Raw genomic sequence first — 24033 nt, 5'->3', positions numbered from 1 at the left:
AACCGTTACGACCTTATTGTCAAATGGTAGTGGTAAATACACATATAAATCAGAGAATGGAACTGAAACTATAATAAATGTACCTGAATCTGTAATTGAGACGTTTGAAACTATTATAGCAGATAATAATGTAAAAACAGAAATTAGAAATTTATTTACTTCAATAGGAGGAGGAAATGTATACTTTAACGGTACTGTGTTAGAATATTCAGATGAAAATGGAGATAGGCAAGCATTAAATCTTACAAGTTTTGTTAAGTCAAGCGAAACAGTGACAAAGCTTATTGATAATACCGATGGTACTTACACATACTATAATGAATCAGGAATAGATGCAACTGGACTTCCTATAGAAAATGCAGGAGTAACTTTTAAAGTTCCCAATATAAATTCACATATACTAACTGGATTTATTTCATCTGGTACTTATACCGAGAAAAGTTATGATTATTCTACCATGACTTATCAAGCAACAGGAGGGATTTTTTCTAATACAAATGCAATCGCAGGAGAAGTATTCAGGGCGCCAATAGCTACAAATTCAAAACCAGCAAATACTAAATATCTGCAACTTATCTTTGATGTAGAGTCTAATATCACTACGATTGGAGGTTTTCTAGGAAATAGTGAAGTTTACGCAAAGGTAGAATTTAGAGTATTAGTAAATGATATTGAAGTAAAACGATTTGTTGATAGATTTTATAGATACGGAGGATACAATTTTGGTATGAATTGGGCGTATGATTCCTATTTTGCACTTATCCCCTTAGATAATGTAACTAATTTATCCAATAATAATACTGTTAAAATAACGGTTAGACCTGCTAGTAGTACATTTAATAAAAATGTTGGTACTAGTGATGGCTCATTTAGATCGGGAGCTAACAAAGCTGTTACTTATAAAGTTAAAGATGTAGTAATACAAATTTTTGAAAAATAGGAAGTATTATGGTATTGAATTATAGAAAAGTAATCTGGATTTTTCTTGGAACTTTGCCAATTTATGGGCAAAATAAGGAAGAAGAAGTATTTGTTAATAAAGATAGAATATTTGTAGGTGAATCTGCTTTAATAGCTACAAATTACACGTTTGACAATACTGAAACAGGAATTGTTGAGAATAATGGGGTTATTTATTTTTACAATTCTTTTAATAATGATAATTTATTCTATCCAGGAACTTTAACTAAAAATGCTAAAGTCTTTTTTTCACCTAAGGATGCAAAAAAAACAATCCAAATTAGTGGAAATAAACTCACTGAATTCCAAAATGTAGAATTTGATCATGCATTTTCAGACCTGGGTTTTAGCTTATCGAATGAAATTTCAGTCAAAGGAGAGTCGAACTTCGTTTCTGGTATTATTCAAGTAGAGGAGGAGAGAGGGATGTTTACTTTTCTATCCAAATCGACAGCGATCAATGCCTCAGACCTCAGCCATGTGAGTGGACCAGTAGAAAAACAAGGTTCACAAGCCTTTGATTTTCCCATAGGAGATAGCGGATATCATCGTCCTGCTGCCATTTCAGCTCCAGCAGAAGAAATGGATGTATTTGTGAGTCGATACCACTTAGCTACTGGTGATTTCTTTGAGAAAAAAGCCAACCTAGCAGGTGTTATTCAAACACTAAATACCAAAGAATACTGGGAATTAACCCGTTCGGATAACAAAACGAAGGATGTATTATTGACTTTGAGTTGGGACGAACGCATTACTGATCTTGCATTGTTAAAAGATCCAGAGAAGGAATTACATATCGTTCGATGGGATGAAAAGCAACAATTGTGGGTGGATGAAGGAGGTGTCGTTGATATGTCCAGACGCACTATTACTACAGCAACCCAAGTTAAAGGGTACGGGTATTTTACTTTAGCATCTGTAAAAACCAATCTGATCCTAGAAGGAGATCTCGTGATTTACAATTTTGTATCCACCAATGGAGATGGCAAGAACGACTATTTCTTGATTGACAATATCACTCGTTTTCCCAATAATACCGTAGAGATTTACAATCGATGGGGAATAAAAGTATTTGATACAACAAATTATGATAGTACGGGTAATGTATTCAAAGGATATTCGGACGGGCGAGTTACCCTGAAAAAAGGAGAGCAACTACCAAGTGGAACCTATTTTTATGTCATCACCTATGAATATGAGGATTCAAGTGGTTCTCGTAAGGTTAAGAAATCTGGGTATTTACATTTAGAAACGAATTAAGGTTATGGAATTGAAAAAGAGAATTATAATTTGGGGATTAAGCCTACTAGGTGTAGGCTTTCTTCCTCCCCTTTACGCACAGCAAGACCCTCAGTATACACAATATATGTACAATACCACGATGATTAATCCAGCGTATGCAGGAAGTAGAGGAACACTGAATGTATTTGGGATGTATCGCACGCAATGGGTGGGTTTAGAAGGAGCTCCTAAAACAGCGAATATATCAATATCTACGCCTCTAGGAGATAGCGGATTGGGATTAGGGGTTAACTTTATGAATGACCGATTAGGCGCTATGGAAGAAAATAATATCGCTGTGGATTTGGCGTATGCAATCAATATAAGCTACAACTATAAGTTGGCCTTTGGATTAAAAGGAACGGCTAATTTACTCAACGTAGATTATACCAAATTAACAATTTATCACCCTACAGATCCTGTTGCTCAAGAAAATATCAGCAACAAGTTTAATCCCAATATAGGAGCTGGACTGTACCTTTATTCTGATCGAGCTTATTTGGGAATTTCAGTTCCCAACTTCTTAACACAAGATCGCTACGATGATAATGAAGTCAATACAATGCGTCAAAAGGCTCATTTTTATTTGATGGGAGGTTATGTATTTGAATTAGGAAGAGACGTGCAATTCAAACCCGCTGTATTGGCCAAAGCAATTAGTGGTTCGCCTTTACAAGTAGATGCAACAGCGAACTTCTTATTCTATGAAAAATTCACACTCGGAGCGGCATATCGTTGGGATGCTTCCGTAAGTGCCTTAGCTGGATTTCAAGTAACCAAAGACTTATTTGTAGGCTACGCTTATGATTTTGAAACCACCCAACTCCGTCATTACAATTCCGGATCACATGAAGTCTTCTTGCGATTTGAGCTATTCAAACGCGGTAGTAGAATTAATGCCCCTCGTTTCTTTTAAAGGAAAAACATCCGAAAAGAGCAGACAATTAGTACAAACCTAAAATCAGCTGGCAAAAGAGACTAGTCTTGATTTTCTTAAAAAAGAATAGATATGGATTTAAAAATACAACATGATTATCGGCCTGTTTTTAATCTCTTTATTGAGTTATGCACAAAAAACAGGAATTGGCACAACAGCCCCTCTTTCAGATTTACATGGTATTTCTACCTCAAGAGAGACTAAATATGATGTCGTAACACTTACTTCAACAGCAAGTATTTTTGGCACCTCACTAGAAACTTTAGCCAAAGCAACGGGTTGTACAGCCACATCGGGGCATACCTTATCCTATAATGCGCAAACTAAAAAGATTAGTGTTTCTTTTGCAGATTCACCTACTTATTATCCTAATGCTGGTTTATTTGTCATTAATAAAATCATGAAGGTAAAACAAACCAATTAAGAGATAGATTATACAAGTTAAAAACTTTCTTGCAAATAGTTATTTACAAGGTATAGAAGTACATACTTTTTATTATTGTTGTACTATAAAGACAACGGAAGCGAAGCAGTTATTCTAGTAACTATATTAGTTTTTTAAAATAACTATATTAAAATAAAAAAAAGTTGCTTAAAAAAGCAACTTTTTTTTATTTAAGGCATCCACTCTAGAGGATGATTTGGATAATAAGATTTAATACGCACTCCTTCAGGGAATTCACCATGCTCACACCAATATTCTCTTACCATTTTCCCCCAATCAGCAGTAAGAAATTCGCTAAAAAAGGGTGGACATAATTCTAAGGTGTAATTTCCCGGCTTTTGATAATAACAAAAAGCTGATTGTATAGGACTTACTTCATACCCTAATAGATAACACCTAGAAATACCAATAGAAGGCTCTGAATCTAAACGGGATACATCTTGAGCGAATACTCCTATTGATAGCATGAATGCTAATACTAAAAGTAAATTTTTCATAATAAATATTTTAAAATTGATTATCTTAAATATAAAGAATGTCAATCCAGATAAAAACTAAAACACTAGAAATTAACAAAATACATAGTTTAACTACATAAAATTTGATCCATTAGTTTTAGCATTTTGTTCAATAGCATAGAATAAAGTCCTCCCTAAATCATTATCATCAATGAGGTAGGGATTTAAGTTATGCAAAATCAACTATCTTTCGATTGTTTAAGTCTTACTTACCTATGTATAACCTAAAAATAGGCCGTTAATCTTATTCCTGTTGCTACATAATGCAGATCTGCTTTTGTAGCACTAGGTTTGGCACTAGGACCATTTAACAGCGGATTTTCTGGTGTATAGCGTACCATGGGTTTGGTACTAGAGTAATCCATATACAAGGACAATCCCAATTGATCTGTTATATTATACGTAAAAGCTGTACCTGCTGACCACCGAAACGAACTGTGTGGTTTATAAGAGCTCACAGTCATATTATCTTGAATACTAACGGGTAAAAACAGATCTGTATCCCTTTGTTTCGCTTCAATTTTTCCAATGGCTCCAAAAGAATAGCCTGCTGTAGCTTTAAGCATTAGATTAAAATCTGAGGAAAAGTGGAAAGCATAATAAGGTCCTACACCCACATTCATAAACCCAAGAGCAGAACTTTGGTAAGTAAGATTGTATTGTTCAAAAGCTTCTGATTGCTCTAGATTTTTAATACTACTCAATGATAGAGGATACCCTGATACTGTAAATTCTCCACCAATCCCGATAGATTTTGTAAAAAAATAAGCCCCTTCGAACCCAGCTTCCCAACCAATTTTAGCTTCGGGTCCATCTTTATGGAATTCAAGTAAGTTATTGCTATTAAAGCTAGCCCCAAATTTAATTGCCAAGAAAGAAGGATTTTCATTGCCCTCAAATTTGGATAAAATACTGAGATTATCTCCTTGATTTCCATATATTTTATCAATAAAAAAATAAGCTAGATTCGTGGATAAAATACCAAATCCGGCCCCAGCTAAAATATCAGGAGACCAGTGCCTATTATTCATACTTCGACCTACACCTGTCATGATTGCCATTCCATAACCCGAAATGGAATAAGCAGGATTAACCAATCCGTATTCTTTATCTAAAAACACAGCATTGGTAAACGCTGTAGCCGCATGGCCCGAAGGCCATGAATTAGCCGTACTTCCATCAGGTCGCATGACTTTGGTTGAATATTTTAAACTGTTTACAAAGATGCCTGTAAATAACATACTTCCAGCATAATTGTACATACTTCGCTTCATATTATTTCTACCTTTTACTCCAGCTGCTTTCAAACCAAAGGCCAAGGCTCCTGGAGCATATTGGAGGTAATCATCAAACGTATTGGCAAACTCAGGAATATACTTATTTCTCGTCTCGAGAATGTGTTCTCTACTGTTCCAAGTTATAGCAGTAGCCCCAAAGAAAATCGTTGGAACAAAAGTCATTTTAATCGTTTCATTTTTCCAAATTGACTTTGGAAAAAGCGAATCGGATATGGTATAAAAGGCATTGTTCTTTTTGTCTTCGAAATCAAGCTTTTGCTGATAGGCACTGACCTGAAAAACAGTGAATACAAGAACTACATGCAACAAAAACTGTCTTATCCTCATACTAAATTTATTTTATTAAACGTATTCCTATTCTAAATACGCAATCCATCCGTTGCTGTAAATAGGATCTTGTGTTGTGATCTTTATAAAATAGATGTACTTAAAATTTATTCGTATTATAAGTCTGTTACCTTTAAAAAGCTATCAATTATAAAGTCGATAAAATTAAAATCCAAGTTGAGGCGGTTGCCAGATAGAGAAATAGATACCTTGAAATATTGGAGAACAATATTGAGGAACAGCGCGAATGATTAAATCTAAACGAGAGGCAAAGGGTGTATTAAAAATTGTCACAGTATCTAGTACTGCACAACAATCGCATACACAGAAAGGAGAACACAAATCTAGTTCCATACTAGTTTCACTTTGTTCAGCGGTGCTGTTTTCAAGAGTAGAGTGAGACACAACATAGCGATCCATACAAGCGTACTGAGATAAGGCTAATATTAGAACTAGCATAATTAGGGAGGCTATATTTTGTAAAATCTTCACCATACAAATATACTAATAAACCATAAAAAGACAGGGTTTATCTATTTTATTACCACTATTTGCACTATTGTTGCATTTGTTTCAAACAATGTACGGTTTATTATTACTTAGGCTTCTAAAAATGGAAAATGGAAAAACCTCAAAAAATTAGGGCAAATTGATTAGCGAATTCCCCATGTCTAGTGATAATGGTACTCCCTTATTTTGTATCAATCTGTGCTATGGATTAATTGTTTATAGAAAATGCTAAAGGCCATTCGTCATTTACATGATTTGCAAGTGAAATAGAGCAGAAAGATATTTCTATTTTTGTTCTAATGATTTAAAAAGAATCTAATATGGCAATTGAATTAAGAGAGATTACAAAAGACAATTTCTTTGAAGTCGGGCTGTTGACTACTAATGCTAGTGGGATGCCTACCTTCGATGAAGAATATATTTGTGCGAATACAGTTTCAATAGCAGAATCTAAATTTTATCCTGAACTTTTACCTCAAGGTATCTATCTCGATAATCAACCTATTGGTTTTATAATGTCAGGACCTTATGAAAATGATAATTATAATTATTGGATTCTTAGATTTATAATTGATTATAAGTTTCAGGGAAAAGGATATAGTAAGCAATCATTTTTAGCCTTTATTGAACAAATGAGAACTAAAAAGGTGGTGAATCAGATTTTTTTAGGATTACATGAAAGTAATAAAGCTGCAATAACATTGTATGAATCATGTGGGTTCAGATTTACTGGAATTGAAAAAGATGATGAATTGTTTATGCTTTAGCTTTGTAAGTGCTCTTTTACACTTGACCAAAGGCGCCAACACGATACAAGACAACCGTTGATTACGGTGAAAGCATACGCCTGTACAAGAACAGTTACTCGTTAATAGAAGACATTTAAAAATAAAACAGAATTATGAATATACCAGATTGTAATGATACCTTTCCTTTAGCACCTTATGATCGATTGTGTTTTTTAAAAAACATCATAAAGAATCCGAATATCATCGTTGGAGATTATACCTATTATGACGATTTCGAAAACGTAGAAAACTTTGAGAAAAATGTAAAGTATCACTTTGATTTTATTGGCGATAAGTTGATTATTGGTAAATTCTGTATGTTGGCCTCGGGTCTAACTTTTATCATGAATGGCGCTAATCATAAGATGGATGGTATTACGGCTTATCCGTTTAATATTTTTGGAAAAGATTGGAAAAAAGTAGAGCCTACCTTAGCGGAGTTGCCTTATAAAGGCGATACTGTAATCGGCAATGATGTATGGATTGGAACAAATGTAACAATTATGCCAGGCGTACATATAGGAGATGGAGCTATTATTGCTGCTAATGCTACAGTTGTTAAGGATGTAGCCCCTTATAGTGTAGTGGGCGGTAACCCTGCAAAGGAATTAAAAAAGCGATTTTCTGAAGAAAAAATACAAGAATTAATAGAAATGCAGTGGTGGAACTGGGATATAGAAAAGATAACAAATAATCTAAGCTATTTAACCGAGAAGATGACGGAGTAATTCATAGCAGAATTAAACGCTAACTCTTTTTGTCTAGGTTTAGAATAAGAGAGAAGTAATACTATGAGGTTCAGTGTGAAAGATGTGGATAGTGAAATAAATCATTTTTGCTCAATATTCTTAAAAGGAATTAGCTATAAAACAAAGTTTATTGCTCCAACAGATAGCAACGAAAATGGAAGTAATCAGCAGAAAGCGAACGTGTATAGTAACCCTAGTGAATATGTTCCGATGGTGAGTCCTGCTGAAGCCTTTGGGGATGATGATACACCGTTTTAAAATGTAACTAAAAATTGAAAGTAGTAATTACAACGTAAGGAGGAAAAGACAGATGGAACCATTCAGAATAGAATCGATTAGATGATTAAAATATTATAAAAAAAATATCAGAGTAGTTAAACCCTGATATTCTTTAATATTTGTGGTAATAATATGTCTAATTTTCAGAAAACGTGGGTGGTGGCATTTCTCCAAAACAGTTTGATAAATTTGAAGTATTATATGAATGTAGTGACCAATATCCATCGCCATTTGAATCAGTTTCGGTTGGATACATTTGAAACAATTCAAGAGATCTTTGATAAGCTCCAGCTTCTGTATATATGCCATACTCAGTATAACTTGTTTTGTATGGTGTAGGATTGTTATTTTTCACTTTAGTTATATAAACTTCAAACTTATAACACCTCAATATCTGTTGAGAAGAAATTAGATCATCTTTAATAATTTCACCTGAGTTAGCAAATGTTCCTACTGAAAGCAAAAATGCTCCAATTAACATTAATTTTTTCATACTATATAATTTTTAAAAATTGGTTATTTTAAATATATAGAATATTAATATGTATTAAAAATAAAATCTTTATACTTAACAAAACATACAGTTTTACTGTATTGAACGAGACCAAAAACTACTGTATTTATATCAAACCATTTGTGTTGTAGCACAACTGGTAATTCGGAAGTTTATGTTCCTATAGTAAGTACTGCTGAAGCTTTTGGATATGACACACCGTTTTAAAAAAATTATATCCCTATAGGTCTAAACTCCTTAACAGTTACATAATCAGGGAATTTATTGTAATAGCAAATATATTCTTGAATCATTTTCTCTACATTAGTACCACGAAAAGTTTCAGGTAGGCATATCTCTAAAACGTATTCTCCTAGAAGGGTGTATACATTACCTTGTTTTATGTGACATTCTGGTATGAAATTGGGCATTTGTTCACATAATACCAAATTGGGATCTCTTGGGTATGTTTGATCCTGAGCAAAAGCTCCAATTGATAGCATAAAAGCTACTACTAAAAGTAAATTTTTCATAATAAATATTTTTAATTGGTTATTCTAAATGTATAGAATGTTAATATCTATTAAAAATAAAATCTTGACACTTAACAAAGTATATAGTTTTACTGTATTGAACGAGATCAAAGATTATTGTGTTTATGTCAAACCATTTGTGATTGTAGCACAACTGGTAATTCGGAAGCTTATGTTCCTATAGTGAGTGCTGCTGAAGCTTTTGGAGATGATACACCGTTTTAAAAAAAAACATCCTTAACAGATTAAGAATGTTTTATGTGATCTAAAATTAATCAGCAGAAACAATATAATAAGGTACAAAACCTTTAACAGTTACATAGCTTGGAAATTCATTATACAAACACATGTAGTTGTGAATACTCTCTAAAATTGTTTCATGCGGATCAACTCCGACACGACTACTGCAAATTTGAATAGTATATATGCCTCGAAAAGATAATTTAGGAGAGCATCTTGGCTCAAATTCAAGATCTAATGTACAGCGAATGGCTGGTTTTGTTGGTGGGCCGATGGGATTTTGAGCAAAAGCTACAATTGATAGCATAAAAGCCAATACTAAAAGTAAATTTTTCATAATAAATATTTTTAATTGGTTATTCTAAATATATAGAATGTTAATATCTATTAAAAATAAAACCCTGATAATTAACAAAGTATGTAGTTTCACTGTATTGAACGAGATCAAAAACTACTGTATTTATATCAAACCATCTATAACCATCGCACAAGGAATGAGTTAAAAGCAAAACTTGATGAAAGGGCAGAGAAGAGCCGAACACAAAAATGATGTTCTTGAGTTATATAGGGAAAAGTTTAAAAGACATCGCAGGGAACTAGTCCTAGTTTAAGCACTATAATTAATTTAGAAATTTTACTAAGAAGTTACAATGACTGTGATTAGTAAAATCAAAACAAACACAAATAAAATAGACCAAGGATTGGCAAAGTTAATTGTGATACCCATACTAGCTATTCGTTTCGGTACGATTAGTCGTTGATCTTTGGTGTTAAAATAAAACATGCCCCATTTCCAATTAGAAGGATCGTTAAAATTTGAGTTATTCATCTTGTTTGCTTCTATTACTGTATTTCTTCTGACTTACCCATGCAAGCTAAATTTAATACTTTATTTTCAAATATAGGATTTACTAAGTGAATGGAGAATATTTGTTTGATAGAAATAGTAATGTTATAAGATAAGCATTGTTTGTATAAATGAATAGCTATAAAATCCATTAGCCTGGGGGGAAGATGTTAATTCACCAAATGAAGCAAAATATCTCTCTTGAGCATGAAGATGATTTGTAATTATATTTAAAAAATACTAATAAACAATAAAGGGATGTAGAGTTTATACATCCCTTTATTAATACAAACTAAAATAGTCAACGAAAACATCATAAAATGCTTGGTGTATAAAAGATTTTCCTGCAATAAATTTTACAGGTGTATTTTTGTACATATTTATTTCTATTGCTTCTATAAACATTAGTGTTGGTTCTTTTGTGGTCAGTCCGTTTTTCACATAAATCCCTGCACTGAAATGAGGAATACTAAATTCTAAGGCTAATTCAGGCAAAGGGATAGCAGTTGAGTTATAAAGTGGTGATGTTTTGTCAAATGCTTTTAAAAGTTCATTTGCAATTAAAGGAGCATTGATATAAAAATCAGATAGAAGATTAGCAATGTTTTGATGTTTGTATAATATATCTAACTGACCTTCTGTTAGCTTAATTTTATAGGCCTCGCCGTTATTGGTTATAGGATTATCCATACTGTATATCATTTAATTTATCAACCGTCCATCTAAACGTTTCCTGTACTATTTTCTTAGCTTTTTTCTTCATTTGAAAATCAATATACCCGCCAGTGGTATACATTCTGAATTCTGAGATAACATTGTTTTTCAGTGTGTTTCTCTCATTGTTTTGAGAGTGCTTAAATTAATCGTTGAGCAAGTCATTTATATCCATTGGTATGTTGTTTCTTTTGTTTAGAGGAATTGGGAAATAAGCGCTTTCCTCAATTTTACTAGGAGCCAAGACAGTTACTTTTACAAATAACAATTTGCCTATTGATTTGTCCTTGTTTATCAAAGAAATATTTAATAGTTCATTATACATTTTTAATATAGAGTCTGTGGGTTCTCCTTTGACCAAAGTTAGATTCCCTACCAAAAATGATAGTTTTGGGATATTTGTTTGAATAGAATCTATATTTGAAAAAGTAATTTTATTTACTTGGAGTACTTCTATATTCAACAATTCTCTATCAAAATCTTTTATTTGATTTTGCATAAATGCTTCAATTGTATTGTATTCTTCTTGTGAATATTCATGGCTGTTATTCTTTTTTTCACATGCAATAGTAGTCAGCACAAAACTTATAACTAGTAATATTTTTTTCATAGTCAGCAAGGTGTTTTAATTATCTTCTTCTATCTCTCATTACTTTGACAACGTTAAAAAGTTTATCAATGTGTGATAAATTTAACACTTTATTTTCAAACAGAGGGTTTAATGAGTGAATGGTGATATTTTCTGAGTCAACATCATGATCAATGATGCATTCTACAATAACGCCTTCTTCTTGGTTCATAATGACAAAATTCCATTGGGTCGATATGTAGTTTGATTCTCCAGTGATCTTTAGCAACATTTCTAGATAGTTGTCAGAAATAACTTCTTTGGTATTAAATGGACGGGAAAAGGGGAGAAACAACTCGTTACAACGACTGAAATCCTTTGGAGTGCTAATGTACAGTTTCCAGTTGTTCTGTCTATGACAAAGCGTGCAGATGGAAAATATGTGTATAAGGTGAAGGATTACTTTAGAAAATACGATACACTGGAACAAAGCTTCCAAGACCATGCTTTATTCTTTCAAGAGAATAAACGTTATGCTAAAGCTTGGGAAGTTCGAGGGGATTATAATCGCTTCTTTGAGGAGATTGCCGAGGCTGGATATGCAACTGCGGATAATTACGCTGACTATTAAAAAAGCGTCGCTAAATCCGTAATCAAGCGCTTATGAGAGTAGTTTTATTATTGGTTGTGATACTTGGATTAGTAACGCAATCTTATGGCTCTCGAAAAGCTGAATGTTTAATCTTAGCAGTAATCTGCTTATCTGCCTCACTAGGTTTTAATTTCCCAGATGGATGATTGTGTACTAAAATACAAGCTGTTGCTGTTAAAAGAGTTTTCATGTTTTACGCCTTTGCCTCCCCACGGACTTAAAGAAAGTAAAACCAAACAAAAGAGTTTAGTATAAAGTAAATGAGAAAAGAGTCCTGCTGTTTGATTAAAGTTAATTAGTTTTCTATCTACAACAGTATGTGTTATTCCAAGATTTAAAAAGAAAGAATTACAATACCAGTATAAGTGAATAAGCATTATTATAATAGTTACTGCTCGCATAAATGTTAAGTTTTTAGCAAGCGCTTTTAAATCGTCTTCCGAATGCATAATAAATGTAATTAAGATTAACGATTTAAAGTAAAATTGTATTAAAGAAAGTACCTTGTAATGGAATGCAGTGGTTTTGTTTGGCTACATTAGATTGATAGTTTTATTTTAATTAAATTGCTAATGTATAATATCAATAGGATACATAAGGATGAGTAAACAGGAGAGAAGTATTGACTATGTTTATGATAATGAAGAAAAGAGAATAATAGATTTAAATGAAACTATTACGTCTCAGAAGGATGGTTTTGAAATAAGAAACCAATATAATTCTAATACTATTAGATTTTCATGTGTAGAATGTGGGCAAAATCTAGTTTGCGCAAACAGTAGTAAAGACAAAGTTTACTTTAGACATCTGCCTCAAGCAACATATTGTGTGTTATCTGATTCTGAACTATTAAATCCAGACAACAATTTATTAGAAGCCTATAAAATCTCTGCAATTTGTAAAGAAAGTCCGAGGCATAAAGAACTAAAGCATAAAATTGGACAATTGTTGATGAAAGAACCTAGTGTAGATATTAATTCTATTGATATTGATTCAAAGTTTATTTTTGGAAGTGGAGGTAAAAGAAGACCAGATGTATATTGTGAGTATAAAGGATATAAACTAGCCTTTGAAATACAGTTGTCTAGTTTACCATTACACTATATTAAACATAGATATGACTTTTATAAAAATAACGGTATTTATTTAATCTGGATTATTGATTTAAAAAATATGCCTACAGAATTATCTAATTTTCAACGTGATATTAAATACGTTTGGTCACATCAAAATTTATTAAGTTTAGATGACAATGAGGATGACAAACTTGTTTTGGAATGTTATTTTAAAGAACCATTTATTTACAAGGATGAAGTAATCCATAATAGGTGGAATAATGTTAGAATCTCATTAGATAATTTGATTTTTAATATTCAAGAGTATTATTGTTTTTATTATCATTTTAACTTTGAGTTGGGGCGGAAAGAGAATGAACTTAGTTACATAAAAAGAAACTTAGAACTTAGGGAAGAGGAGGAGATCAAATCATTAAAGAAAGGAGAAGCGAAGGAAAAGATTATTTCGTTACTAAAGAGGATGAAAGCTTATAGAAGTAGGGGATGGAACTTTTACTCACTGAAAAAAGAGGTAGATAATTTTAGTTATCTTGAGATTGATGCACTAAAGTCTGCTGTAGACTTGAATAAAACAATAGATGGGATTCCTCTGTTTTTATTCTATATAAAACAATATCAATTCGGTAAAGAAGAAAAGGAAAGCTCAATGAATATAGTTGAGTTTTTACTTATAACGACAAATTTTGATTTTGATATAAACCTAAAGGATAACTTAGGAATGGGAGTAATGGATTATATCTATGGTAATGAGTATTTATTAAAAAGACTCTATAAGGTTGAAAAATCTATTTTCTATCGTGGTTATCAACCTACTGAACAGGATAAAGATTTATTAATTTTAAAAGGAGGAAAGTTTTGGGATTCAAAGTATTATGAATGGATGTATTATTCTAATTTTAGTAAGTTAGAAGAATTAGATAAAGTACGAAATATACTTGACTTCCTTTTATTTATTGAGTCTGCTAAAAAGATGAAGATAATTGGAAAAAACCTTAAAACTTGGGTTCAATATCTTACTCCAATAGTAGATAAAAATAAACACCTTCATTCTTATTTTGTATATGTATTAAATAAAACAGAATTGGGTGCTGAATTAGAAAGAATGGATAAGAAAGGAACAATTGCCAAAAGACTAGAAAATTTGGTTAAAGAAGAAACAGATACAACATATTATAATATCCTTTTAAAAGTACATCCTGATATTTTTGAGGATTACATAACTTCCAAATTAGACCTCTCAAGGTCATTTTAAAGGAGTTTGCTCAAGAGAGTCTTATTTTGATAGTATTAAAAATAAGAAACTATGCAAACTACCAATAAAAACAAAGGAGGAAGAAAACTAAAATCCGATCCTAAAAAATACAGACATGTTTTCAGACTTACTGAATCTGAAGACCAACGATTGCTTGCTTTGTTTACATCATCAGGAATGACAAACAAAGCAAGCTTTCTTGTTTCTATGCTTTTTGATAGACAAATTAAAACAGTCAAGGTCGATGTAGCAGCACTGCAATATCATGCTACACTAACTAAACTATTTAATCAATTTAGAGTAGTAGGAGTGAACTATAATCAAATGGTAAAGTTATGTAACCAGTACTTCTCTGAAAATAGAGCGAAACGTTCTATTTCAAAACTTGAAGAGTATACAAAGGACTTATCAAAGCTTTGTTATTACATTATCAAGCTAACCAAGGAGTTTGAAGACAAGTATCTTAATACTAATCTATAAGTTATGATAGCTAAGATTGGTAAAGGAAGTAATCTTATAGGAGCTTTGTCCTACAATCAATTAAAAGTTGATAAAGGACAAGGTTCTGTTTTGTTTACAAACAATCTACCGGAACCCAACGACTTTTCAAATTATATTGCTCAACTCTATAACCACTTTGAACCCTATCTACTTCTAAATAACAAGACAGAAAAGGTTGTACGGCATATTTCTTTAAATACGAATCCTAATGATAAATTATCTGATGAGACCTTAAACGAAATAGCCAAGCAGTATATGGATACTATGGGCTATGAAAATCAGCCCTATATTGTCTATAAGCACAGTGATATAGAAAGAGAGCATATCCATATTGTTACCGTTTGTACAGACTTAAAAGGAAAGAAAATAGATGATAAATATGATCATCTAAAATCAATGAAAGCTTGTCGTGAAATTGAAAATAAATTCAATTTGACTTCTTCTATAAGTCAAACAGATGAGGAATCTAAACAAATTCAATTTACACTAGTTGCTTATACTAAGCATAACTTAAAAGCTCAAATAGCCTCAGTAATAAGATATCTACCCAAGTATTATAAGTATGATAGTCTAACAAGTTATAATGCCTTATTATCTCTATTTAATATCAGAGCTGAAAGGGTGGAAGCTATTTACAATGGACAAACCAAACAAGGTTTAGTGTACTTTGCTTTAAATGGAAAAGGAGAGAAAGTAAGTAATCCGTTTAAGGCATCTTTATTTGGAAAAAATGTAAGCAATAAAGAGCTTGAAAACCACTTTAAATCCTCAAAAGAGAATCTAAAAACCTTATCAAGTAAAACGAATCTAAAGCAAACTATTGAAATAGCTTTAAATACAACAACTTCATTACAAGAATTCAAAGAAGAACTTTTAAACCAAGGAATAAACGTTGTTATCTTCCAGAACAAAAACAATCGTATCTATGGCGTAACTTTTATCGATCATAATTCAAAAAGTGTCTATAAGGGCTCTGATTTAAGTAAAGAACTTTCTGCTAATACACTAAGTAAAAAGTGGAGTAGGACAGAGGAACAATTTAATTTAACGACAACAGCACAAAACCTAGAAATATCTAATGAATATGTTGATTCAAATGAAACTGAATTGCATTCTATGTTTGAGTATCTGAATTCGGAATCAATGAGCTTTAGTACTACTGAATATATATCATTATTTAACCTCTTTGATAATAATCAAGAATTAGATTATGAGGAGTTAATGTTTGAGCAGAAAATGAGGAGAAAGAAGAAAAAAAGGACTCAGTAAGATGTAGCCCCGAATTAGGTATTTATATTTTGAACACTTTTAAATATTTTGAATCTATTATTACAATATAAAAAAGCCTGCAAATTTATTAATTTCGCAGGCCTTTACATTATTTTTAAATCAATGATTTTTTTTTTATGTATTTCACTATTAGTTGTCGTTTAAGTAGAAGAGATACTTCTGTATTTAATAAATTAGATATTTCTTTTTAATAGTTTCTTTATCTTAATCTATTCATGAATTGTATCTCTTCTAATAAGTTTTAATTCAAAATCAGTATAATTTAGAATTTAAGTTTTTTCTAGTGTAGAGTTATTGGAATCTAATTTATTTTTTAAATATAAATACTTACTATTGAACATAATTCTTAATTTCCCATATATACAATTCCTAAATTACTTTCACCTATGGTAATAGAGCGAGTATACCTTCCTTCAAATGAAAATTCATCACCCTCATTAAGATAAAGTAGTCCATTCATGCCTAAATTCATATTACTACTACCTACTCCATAACCAATATTTATATTTATAGGTACATTACTAGTCCCTCCTTGATTTAATTTTATTTGTACACTTCCTGTACCTCCTTGATTAGACCCTGAACGTAATACACCATAAAATGTAAATGAATAATAACCAGATTCATTTACTGAAAAAGTTGTATTATTTAATTTAGTAATCAAATTATTATCTATTTTATTAACTAAAGGATAAGAGAACTTAACAAAAGTATTTGCTGATGCAGGACCTGTTGTATTGTTATTAATAGCGACTAAAGCAACTCTAGCAATACCATCATTATAATCAGGTATTACTCCTTCTCCTTGCGGAGTAATACCTACCCATACGGTTCCATCAAAATAATAATACCCTTCTTTCTTTATATTAATAGTTTTAGGTGTAGTTATTAAAGATGGACTAATGATATAGATCATTGTTCCCTCTTGATTGTTTCCATATAAATTGTCTTTTGCTTTAAGTTGATCTCCTGTCAACTTTGGTACAATAAGACCATCTACAACATTAGCTTGATCTGGCAATGCTGCAATTTCTAAAGATGCATTTGGATTTTGCGTATTGATTCCTGTTTGTGCTTGCATAATATTTGCGAACAACACAACTACAAAAAATATAATTTTTCTCATAATTTTAGTTTTTTTAAAGAATCTAATAACTCTACAAAATATTGAATAAAATCTGAATTATTAGATTCTTGGATTTATGAATGTCTATTTAATTAATAATTGATTATGAATTTTAAATATTATCTATTTTTTAAAATCATATTTTGAAATAAATTTATTTTTTTTACATAGCAACTTTTGTTTCATCGTTATTCAATTAAATTTCTTTAATAATAAATTCACTACGTCTATTTTCTTGGTGTTCCGAAGTAGTACATGGTACACCATTGCTACATTTGTTTAGCAACTGACTTTCTCCGTATCCTCGTCCAGTCAAACGACTCGGATCGATTCCCTGTTCAATCATCCATTGAATGGTTGATTTCACACGACGATCAGATAAACTCATGTTGTAATCGTCATTTCCTCTACTATCTGTATGAGAGCGAACATCAATTTTTATGGCAGGGTATTCTTTCATTACCTCTACTACTTTCATCAATTCAATCGCAGCATCTCTGCGGATATTCGATTTGTCAAAATCAAAGTAAATCGGTTGTAAATTGAGTCTTTTAAATAAATCATCGTTTAAGCCTAGCGGTTTCTCCGCTTTTTCTAAGCCGATATTCACTGTTTTTACCCCAGGTTCTCGATTTACATTAAAAGCAACTTCAACGGTATTATAGGATTCTTTTTCTGCTTTAATGCGGTACTTATATCCACAATCTAAAAGTGAAGTGATATAATATCCTTTCGCATCGGTGTAAAGTGTATCTGATTTTTGATAAAGCGCATCTGAAATAACAATCAAGGCATTCGCGACGATTTCATTGGTATCTTTGTCATATACTGTTCCTTCAATCGTTTGTTTACATGGTTTTTCAGCAAGGAAATAAATATCATCTGATCCTTTACCCTCTGCGCGGTTTGAACTAACAAATCCTTTATTTTGTTTGGGATCCAAGTAGAACCCAAAATCATCCATGCTGCTATTAATAGGGGTTCCCATATTCACGACAGGACCAAAACTTCCATTAGGATAAATCTTAGCGGTAAATATGTCCAATCCTCCTAAACCTAGATGCCCATCAGAAGAGAAATACAACTGATAATCAGAAGCTATAAAAGGAAAATTTTCTCTACCTTCTGTATTGATGGAGGAACCTAAATTTTCAACCGGACCATATCCCTCATGTTCATATAACGCCACGCGAAATAAATCGGATTGCCCTCTTGTACCTTGTCGATCAGAAGCAAAGTACAACCACTTATCGTCTGGTGTTAATGCAGGATGGGCGGTATTAAAATTATCCGAATTAAAAGGCAATTCCTCTACTTGCCCCCACTTTCCATCCGCTTGTTTTACTGCTTTATACAATTTCAACAAAGAGTTCTTCTCTTTATTTTGTTTGCTTTTTCCACTTGCTTTGGAATTGTTACGCGTGAAATACATGGTATTGCCATCTTGCGTAAAAACAGCTGTTGCATCATTGACCTCAGAGTCAATTTCTGGTGCAAAAAGTACTGGTTCTCCAAAACCACTTTGGCCAATCGTTGAACGATATAAACTGGTATAACTTTCATTTGTCCAAGCATGGATTTTACTATCCTTTTGCTGATCAGTAGCTCGTGCTGATGTAAATATAAATTGATCCCCAAGCAGGGTTCCGCCATAATCTGAATAGGCTGTATTAAAATCTAAGCGTTTAATATCATAGCGATCGGATCGATTTTCAATATGAGCCAAATAATCGCGGTTTTTGCTATATAACTCTACTCTAGAATCTCGCTGTTCTAATACTGCAAACTGATCCATCATTTGTTTCGATTTTGTATAATCTTCCACTGACTTTAAAGTTTGTGCGTAGCGATAGTAATATTCTGAAGGTAGTTTGGCCAGTTCTTTATCTTCATAATTCCCCTCAAAAAGTTCCGTATACCAGGTATTTGCCTCTACTAATTTTCCATTAAAATAGTAAGCATCGGCGAGGTTTTGCAGAATAGAGGTATTGACATATCCCTGATTAGTCATGCGTTCATACACTTTAATGGCATCAACATAGGCCAATCGATCAAAGCTTTTATCAGCCTGTTTTTCCTTTTTAATTTGACTATAACCTGTTGTGCTTAAGCCCAAGGCTATACTTAATATTCCAAGTTGTATTATCTGTTTCACCATACTTGTACCCATTAGAAGAACCTTGGCGCAGCAACGCGCTTGTAGCTATTAAACAAAGTGAATCGCATAAAGATTTCATGAGATCCTGAATTATATCGAGCCAATTTGGAAGTTTCAGCATCATAGCTATAACCAACCATAATCTGATCTGACACTTGAAAACCAACTAAACCACTCACGGCAGCATCCCATCGGTAAGCAACTCCCGCGGTAAACTTATCTACAAACATGAAGTTGGCTGACACATCCATTTGCAGAGGAGATCCTTGTTCCATTTTCACCATAGCAGCTGGTTTAAACTTGATGTTTGGATTTAGGTCAAACACATACCCCCCAGTCACATACAAGTGCATTTTTTCACGCATTGTTTTGACATTATTATCGTCATAGCGTGAACGAGTTAGTAATGTGGGTACCGAAACACCTACATAAGCCCGGTCTGAATACAAGAATAATCCCGCCCCTATATTGGCATTAAATTCATTTTTAATATCATCTTCTGCTACAGGATCTGTCGGGTTGTAAATATGTAACTTACTGTAATTGACATCTAGTAAATTTGCAGACCCTTTCAATCCAAAAGCTAACTTATAGTTGTAGTTCAGATTCACAGCATAAGATAAATCAACCGCTAAAGTATTATCATCCATCACACCTAAATGATCATTGACAAAACTTACCCCTAATCCCAATCCTGATTCACCCAAAGGAGTATTGACAGACAAAGTTGCTGTTTTAGGAGCTCCCTCTAATCCCACCCATTGGGTGCGATACAAACCAAAAATGTTCAACCCTTCTCTACTTCCCGCATAAGCAGGGTTGATGTTCGAGTGGTTGTACATATACTGCGTATATTGTGGATCTTGTTGTGCATAGGATTGTTCCATACAAAACAAGCCTACTCCTCCAAGAACAAAAGTCTTTATTGTGTTTTTTAGTCTCATCTATTTTGGGATTTAATTGGTCTCTACGTGTAAATTGGCCGCTTTCTTAATCATACGACTACCATTAGCGTCTTTGTATTCATAAGTCACTACGTAGTAATACGTTCCACTTGGTAATTTTTTATTTTTATCCACTCTAATCTTACCGTCTGAATAGCCTCTAAATACATTTGCACTTCCATCTCCTTTTGGATCATATCCGGTAGTTTCATATACTTTTACCCCCCAACGGTTGTAAATCTCTACGCGGTTATTGGGATATTTGTTGATATTATCAATAATGAAGTAATCATTTTTACCATCTCCATCTGGTGTGACTAGGTTGTAAATCACTACATCACCTTCAATAATCCAATCCTTTTTTACTGTGGCTAGCGTGAAATAACCAAAATCTTTAATTTCTGCGACTGTCGTTACCCTATTGAGAGACATATCCACTACACCGCCTTCATCTACCCATAGTTGTTGTTTGGCATCCCAGCGGACAATATGTAATTCCTCTTCTGGATTTTTAAGTAATTCTGGAGGGGTAGTTTCCTCGTGCCAATCCAAACTCAAGACAACCATATTCGGTTGTTTTAAATTCCCTTCCAATCGCCAATATTCTTTCTCATTTAACACCTTAATTACCCCTGCTGTTTTTTTGTGTGCTGCAAAAAACGGAGCATCTTCTAAATAATATTGCCCCACAATAGTGGCTAAAATGTCATCTGGTGCACTAATCACTGCTGGACGAAAATATTTTTTATATCCAATAGGGTATTCAAAACGATCATTTCCTTTCTTTTCTACTGCTCCTTCAATAAAGCTGTGATTGCCAACATTCTCATGTCGTGCTCCTGCTAGAAAAGTAACCATACCATTAGAAACTGAAGTACTAGCATTTTTTGTTGGATCTACTTGTACAATACCATTTTTAAAGTGAGCCAAACCTGAAATATCAATATTGTTCTTTAAGTCAAAAGCAATTCCATTTAGTTCGCTGTCAAATTCAATATTGTAGAAAGAAGCCAAACTATTTCCAGTGATTCTCTTTGCTAAGGAAGAATTAGATACTATAAAAAAAGTAGAAGAACTCTTCATGGAAGAAGAAATTCCATAATAACCATCATTTGTAAAATCCTTATAATAATACACGCTCCCATCATTCACAAAAGTACCAGAAGCTGTATTTGTAAAATCGGACCGAGTAGATAATATGGTTTCTGGACGAACACTGAATAAACCCGTATTCACTAGTTGAATATGCTCCGATTCGTCTTGACCATAAGATAAGGTATGAACACAAACAAGCAGCAAGGAGGTTAATTTGAAATAATTCTGACTCATATAAGTTTTATTTAATGGTTGGTATTCCTTTCTATTGCCCAGTATCACTATACTACCCAATATATTGAATCACTAAAACATATCTTAATTTTAATACACATATATTAAAATTCACATAAATTTAAATAAAAAATTAAATCAAAACCAAATACAACAGAATATTAAAGTAAAATTAATTTAATAATAACATTGATAAATAATACATTTTTAACATAAAAAAGAAATATTAGAACTACAACAATTGTTTTTTAATACATTTTTCAATCCTTTCATTTAAAAAGTAATTTTATGATAATTTTATTTTTTTTAAAAAAATAATAAAACAATACTTTTTAAAATAGGAGGCTTTAAAAATCAACAACTTAACTTTAGGCCATAAAAAAACCACTAGATACCCAGTGGTTTGCTAGTGGTTTTTCAAAACGAAAGTTTTCTAATTTTTATATGCGAGAAGCATTTCTCTTTTGCCAGGTGGACCAGCTACAATTTCAATAGTAAATCCAGCGGCTTTCATGTTTCTTTTAATTGGATTTCGACAAGCATAAGTCACCAACATCCCTCCCTTTTTTAAGCTGTCATAGGCTGTTTTAAAAATAGCTTCAGACCATAAATGGGGTTGAAATTGATAGCCAAAAACATCAAAGTAGACGAGGTCAAACTCAGATTGTTGTACAGCTACAGTTTCGAATGTTGCATGTAGCTTTTGTACTTTTACTTGTGGATGTACATCTACTTCAACATTCCAAGATGCTTGATGTAAAGCCTTGAACAATACTTCTCCTTCCGTAAAGTCAGATACCAGCGAAGGAAAAGTCAATACACTATATTCTGATTCTGTCAGTGGAAACGCTTCAATAGTATGGTAAACTAATTTTTTGCCTTTTGGCACGACGTTAGCCATAGTTAAAAAGGCATTCAATCCTGTTCCTAAACCAAACTCAAGTATTTTTATTTCGTCTCGATCCATAAACTTCATCAGTCCTTGTTCAATATAAACATGGTTAGATTCTTGTATCGCCCCGTGAATCGAATGATACGTTTCTCCCCATTCTTCTACTTCTAGCGAATGAGAACCATCTGAAGTGACTATAATCCTTCTCTTCATTATACTATTAAGGAATCAATAATTTTTTTATTCTCGGTATAGGTCCGCCACATTTCTTTTGATGGCAACTTAAACAAGCCTCAACAATAGCGTTGAATTTTTCTTTTGTCTGTTGATTGGGATCAGCATAAAATTCTTCTTCAACTTGAATAAAGGCTTGTGCTTGTGTTTCAAAAAACAAATCTTTATCTGAAGGATCCGTCATTACTGCCGAAAATAGACGCTGATGCAAACTAGGCATTGTATTATCGATGGGTAATCCTTCCATAATACGTGCTCGAATACGTTGATTATCAACATACATCTGTTCCATTAATGCCGCCATTTCAGACATTTCATACAATTGAAACGCACTTTCTTTTTCTACGGTCTTGGTTTGCGTTTCTGCTTTGGATTCCTTTTTACAACTCACACACAAGCAAAGAAATAACATCACAACGCCTAAACGTATCATATATTCCTTATTTAGCAATTGCAATCCCATCTGCCTCAAATGCATAGGTCACTTTAGGTTCCGTAATCGCAGCTATTTCAGCTTCACTTTTACCTGCATCTTTAGCGTAATGTTTTAACTCATCAATAGACACCACAGATACAAAAGCTTTTCCTTGCATCACCACTTCATGCCCTGCAGCATTCATTGGTGCAAAAAAGCCATAATCCTTGAAGCGAACAAAACTACTTTTGTCTTGATCTAAATCCACTTGCATCCAACATCCTTTTTTCTGACATACTTCTTTAATCGTAGACGTAAAGGCAACTTGTAAGGTATCCCCTTCTTTTAAATGATCAAATTTACTCCACATTTCTTCTTTCGATAAAACAGGTAATTGAGCATCTAAATCTTGTCCAAACGTTTCATACTCTTTCGTTGGTGTTGTTGCGACTTCTTCTGTTGCTTGCTGCTCTTGTTTCTTTGCACAACTAGTCGTTGCTAAAGCAAGTAATCCTAGGCTTAATACGAGATATTTCATTTGATTGTGTTAAAAATATAGTTGCATCAAAGATAATTAAAAAACAAAATGAAAATTAACTGTAGTATACCATTTCAACTCGATTTCTTCTTCCTTATTAATAAGAAAGAAAAAACAACCACAGTTTCTTCCATTTTAC

Annotated in this window: 27 protein-coding genes and 3 pseudogenes; 11 read left to right on the top strand and 19 right to left on the bottom strand. The window is 32.6% G+C overall.

The genetic code is table 11. The features are described from left to right. The 4 genes and pseudogenes from ACUTSE_RS07590 to ACUTSE_RS07575 form a co-directional block, all read left to right on the top strand. Window positions 1-940, top strand: a pseudogene (locus ACUTSE_RS07590) (hypothetical protein); the annotation flags it as partial. Between the two features lie 8 nt (window positions 941-948). Continuing rightward, entirely contained in the window at window positions 949-2220 is a 1272-nt protein-coding gene (locus tag ACUTSE_RS07585; protein ID WP_445639762.1) for a gliding motility-associated C-terminal domain-containing protein, read from the top strand. Window positions 2221-2224: 4 nt separating this feature from the next. Continuing rightward, window positions 2225-3157 carry a PorP/SprF family type IX secretion system membrane protein gene (locus ACUTSE_RS07580; RefSeq protein ID WP_002992481.1) on the top strand — a complete coding sequence of 311 codons (933 nt, stop codon included), beginning with the start codon at window positions 2225-2227 and terminating at the stop codon, window positions 3155-3157. Between the two features lie 112 nt (window positions 3158-3269). Next, window positions 3270-3602 carry a hypothetical protein gene (locus tag ACUTSE_RS07575; RefSeq protein WP_445639761.1) on the top strand — a complete coding sequence of 111 codons (333 nt, stop codon included), beginning with the start codon at window positions 3270-3272 and terminating at the stop codon, window positions 3600-3602. Window positions 3603-3793: 191 nt separating this feature from the next. Here the strand turns inward: ACUTSE_RS07575 and ACUTSE_RS07570 are convergent, their stop codons facing one another. From ACUTSE_RS07570 to ACUTSE_RS07560, 3 genes are all read right to left on the bottom strand, one after another. Next, the gene (locus ACUTSE_RS07570; protein ID WP_002992485.1) at window positions 3794-4120 is read right to left on the bottom strand and encodes a hypothetical protein; all 327 of its coding nucleotides are present in this window, start codon (window positions 4118-4120) and stop codon (window positions 3794-3796) included. Between the two features lie 245 nt (window positions 4121-4365). Then, entirely contained in the window at window positions 4366-5766 is a 1401-nt protein-coding gene (locus ACUTSE_RS07565; RefSeq protein ID WP_445639760.1) for a phosphatase PAP2 family protein, read from the bottom strand. 165 nt (window positions 5767-5931) lie between these two features. Continuing rightward, complete coding sequence (locus ACUTSE_RS07560; protein WP_445639759.1) at window positions 5932-6225, bottom strand: hypothetical protein; 294 nt, start codon at window positions 6223-6225, stop codon at window positions 5932-5934. Window positions 6226-6596: 371 nt separating this feature from the next. On the opposite strand from ACUTSE_RS07560, the gene ACUTSE_RS07555 reads away from it, so the two are divergent. The 3 genes from ACUTSE_RS07555 to ACUTSE_RS07545 all read left to right on the top strand — a co-directional run bounded on the left by ACUTSE_RS07555 (window position 6597) and on the right by ACUTSE_RS07545 (window position 8071). After that, window positions 6597-7043, top strand: coding sequence for a GNAT family N-acetyltransferase (locus ACUTSE_RS07555; RefSeq protein ID WP_445639758.1), 447 nt, complete (start codon window positions 6597-6599; stop codon window positions 7041-7043). Between the two features lie 134 nt (window positions 7044-7177). Further along, the gene (locus tag ACUTSE_RS07550; RefSeq protein WP_445639757.1) at window positions 7178-7792 is read left to right on the top strand and encodes a Vat family streptogramin A O-acetyltransferase; all 615 of its coding nucleotides are present in this window, start codon (window positions 7178-7180) and stop codon (window positions 7790-7792) included. Window positions 7793-7855: 63 nt separating this feature from the next. Beyond that, window positions 7856-8071, top strand: a complete 216-nt coding sequence (locus ACUTSE_RS07545; RefSeq protein WP_445639756.1) for a hypothetical protein — start codon at window positions 7856-7858, stop codon at window positions 8069-8071. 157 nt (window positions 8072-8228) lie between these two features. Here the strand turns inward: ACUTSE_RS07545 and ACUTSE_RS07540 are convergent, their stop codons facing one another. The 7 genes from ACUTSE_RS07540 to ACUTSE_RS07510 form a co-directional block, all read right to left on the bottom strand. Further along, window positions 8229-8585: a hypothetical protein gene (locus ACUTSE_RS07540; RefSeq protein ID WP_445639755.1), complete on the bottom strand. Its 357-nt coding sequence runs from the start codon at window positions 8583-8585 to the stop codon at window positions 8229-8231. Between the two features lie 233 nt (window positions 8586-8818). Then, window positions 8819-9118, bottom strand: a complete 300-nt coding sequence (locus ACUTSE_RS07535) for a hypothetical protein (protein ID WP_353099690.1) — start codon at window positions 9116-9118, stop codon at window positions 8819-8821. Between the two features lie 271 nt (window positions 9119-9389). Then, window positions 9390-9695 (bottom strand): hypothetical protein, encoded by a 306-nt coding sequence (locus tag ACUTSE_RS07530; protein WP_445639754.1) that lies wholly within the window; start codon window positions 9693-9695, stop codon window positions 9390-9392. A gap of 300 nt (window positions 9696-9995) precedes the next feature. Next, a complete protein-coding gene (locus ACUTSE_RS07525) occupies window positions 9996-10187 on the bottom strand; it encodes a DUF5808 domain-containing protein (RefSeq protein WP_445639753.1) in 192 nt (63 codons plus the stop codon). A 300-nt stretch (window positions 10188-10487) separates the two neighbouring features. After that, window positions 10488-10895, bottom strand: coding sequence for a hypothetical protein (locus ACUTSE_RS07520; RefSeq protein WP_445639752.1), 408 nt, complete (start codon window positions 10893-10895; stop codon window positions 10488-10490). Between the two features lie 169 nt (window positions 10896-11064). Continuing rightward, complete coding sequence (locus ACUTSE_RS07515; RefSeq protein ID WP_445639751.1) at window positions 11065-11529, bottom strand: hypothetical protein; 465 nt, start codon at window positions 11527-11529, stop codon at window positions 11065-11067. A gap of 19 nt (window positions 11530-11548) precedes the next feature. Beyond that, the gene (locus ACUTSE_RS07510; protein WP_445639750.1) at window positions 11549-11719 is read right to left on the bottom strand and encodes a hypothetical protein; all 171 of its coding nucleotides are present in this window, start codon (window positions 11717-11719) and stop codon (window positions 11549-11551) included. Window positions 11720-11785: 66 nt separating this feature from the next. On the opposite strand from ACUTSE_RS07510, the gene ACUTSE_RS07505 reads away from it, so the two are divergent. After that, window positions 11786-12118 carry a glucosaminidase domain-containing protein gene (locus tag ACUTSE_RS07505; protein WP_445639767.1) on the top strand — a complete coding sequence of 111 codons (333 nt, stop codon included), beginning with the start codon at window positions 11786-11788 and terminating at the stop codon, window positions 12116-12118. 100 nt (window positions 12119-12218) lie between these two features. Here the strand turns inward: ACUTSE_RS07505 and ACUTSE_RS07500 are convergent. Then, window positions 12219-12311 (bottom strand): annotated as a pseudogene (locus ACUTSE_RS07500) (JAB domain-containing protein); the annotation flags it as partial. A gap of 64 nt (window positions 12312-12375) precedes the next feature. Then, window positions 12376-12516 (bottom strand): annotated as a pseudogene (locus tag ACUTSE_RS07495) (YWFCY domain-containing protein); the annotation flags it as partial. 223 nt (window positions 12517-12739) lie between these two features. Between ACUTSE_RS07495 and ACUTSE_RS07490 the strand changes: the two are divergent. The 3 genes from ACUTSE_RS07490 to mobB are packed head-to-tail and all read left to right on the top strand — an operon-like array spanning window position 12740 to window position 16237. Continuing rightward, entirely contained in the window at window positions 12740-14467 is a 1728-nt protein-coding gene (locus ACUTSE_RS07490; RefSeq protein ID WP_445639749.1) for a DUF6035 family protein, read from the top strand. A gap of 51 nt (window positions 14468-14518) precedes the next feature. Then, window positions 14519-14947, top strand: a complete 429-nt coding sequence (locus ACUTSE_RS07485; RefSeq protein WP_445639748.1) for a plasmid mobilization protein — start codon at window positions 14519-14521, stop codon at window positions 14945-14947. A 3-nt stretch (window positions 14948-14950) separates the two neighbouring features. Then, window positions 14951-16237 (top strand): conjugal transfer protein MobB, encoded by a 1287-nt coding sequence (mobB, locus tag ACUTSE_RS07480; protein WP_445639747.1) that lies wholly within the window; start codon window positions 14951-14953, stop codon window positions 16235-16237. Window positions 16238-16604: 367 nt separating this feature from the next. Here the strand turns inward: mobB and ACUTSE_RS07475 are convergent, their stop codons facing one another. The 7 genes from ACUTSE_RS07475 to ACUTSE_RS07445 form a co-directional block, all read right to left on the bottom strand. Beyond that, window positions 16605-17384: a hypothetical protein gene (locus tag ACUTSE_RS07475; RefSeq protein WP_445639746.1), complete on the bottom strand. Its 780-nt coding sequence runs from the start codon at window positions 17382-17384 to the stop codon at window positions 16605-16607. A 196-nt stretch (window positions 17385-17580) separates the two neighbouring features. After that, the gene (locus ACUTSE_RS07470) at window positions 17581-19542 is read right to left on the bottom strand and encodes an OmpA family protein (RefSeq protein ID WP_445639745.1); all 1962 of its coding nucleotides are present in this window, start codon (window positions 19540-19542) and stop codon (window positions 17581-17583) included. An 11-nt stretch (window positions 19543-19553) separates the two neighbouring features. Beyond that, the gene (locus tag ACUTSE_RS07465; RefSeq protein WP_002986621.1) at window positions 19554-20486 is read right to left on the bottom strand and encodes a PorP/SprF family type IX secretion system membrane protein; all 933 of its coding nucleotides are present in this window, start codon (window positions 20484-20486) and stop codon (window positions 19554-19556) included. Between the two features lie 12 nt (window positions 20487-20498). Continuing rightward, window positions 20499-21815: a gliding motility-associated C-terminal domain-containing protein gene (locus tag ACUTSE_RS07460; protein ID WP_445639744.1), complete on the bottom strand. Its 1317-nt coding sequence runs from the start codon at window positions 21813-21815 to the stop codon at window positions 20499-20501. Window positions 21816-22248: 433 nt separating this feature from the next. After that, the gene (gene mnmD, locus ACUTSE_RS07455) at window positions 22249-22920 is read right to left on the bottom strand and encodes a tRNA (5-methylaminomethyl-2-thiouridine)(34)-methyltransferase MnmD (RefSeq protein WP_445639743.1); all 672 of its coding nucleotides are present in this window, start codon (window positions 22918-22920) and stop codon (window positions 22249-22251) included. A 7-nt stretch (window positions 22921-22927) separates the two neighbouring features. Further along, window positions 22928-23374: a hypothetical protein gene (locus tag ACUTSE_RS07450; protein ID WP_445639742.1), complete on the bottom strand. Its 447-nt coding sequence runs from the start codon at window positions 23372-23374 to the stop codon at window positions 22928-22930. Window positions 23375-23381: 7 nt separating this feature from the next. Next, window positions 23382-23894, bottom strand: a complete 513-nt coding sequence (locus ACUTSE_RS07445; RefSeq protein WP_445639741.1) for a DUF4920 domain-containing protein — start codon at window positions 23892-23894, stop codon at window positions 23382-23384. Between the last annotated feature and the right edge of the window lie 139 nt (window positions 23895-24033).

The sequence above is a fragment of the Myroides sp. TSA_177.3 genome (assembly GCF_052691955.1).
Note: the sequence above shows the minus strand (reverse complement) of the source record. Positions and strands in the feature narration are given on the sequence as shown.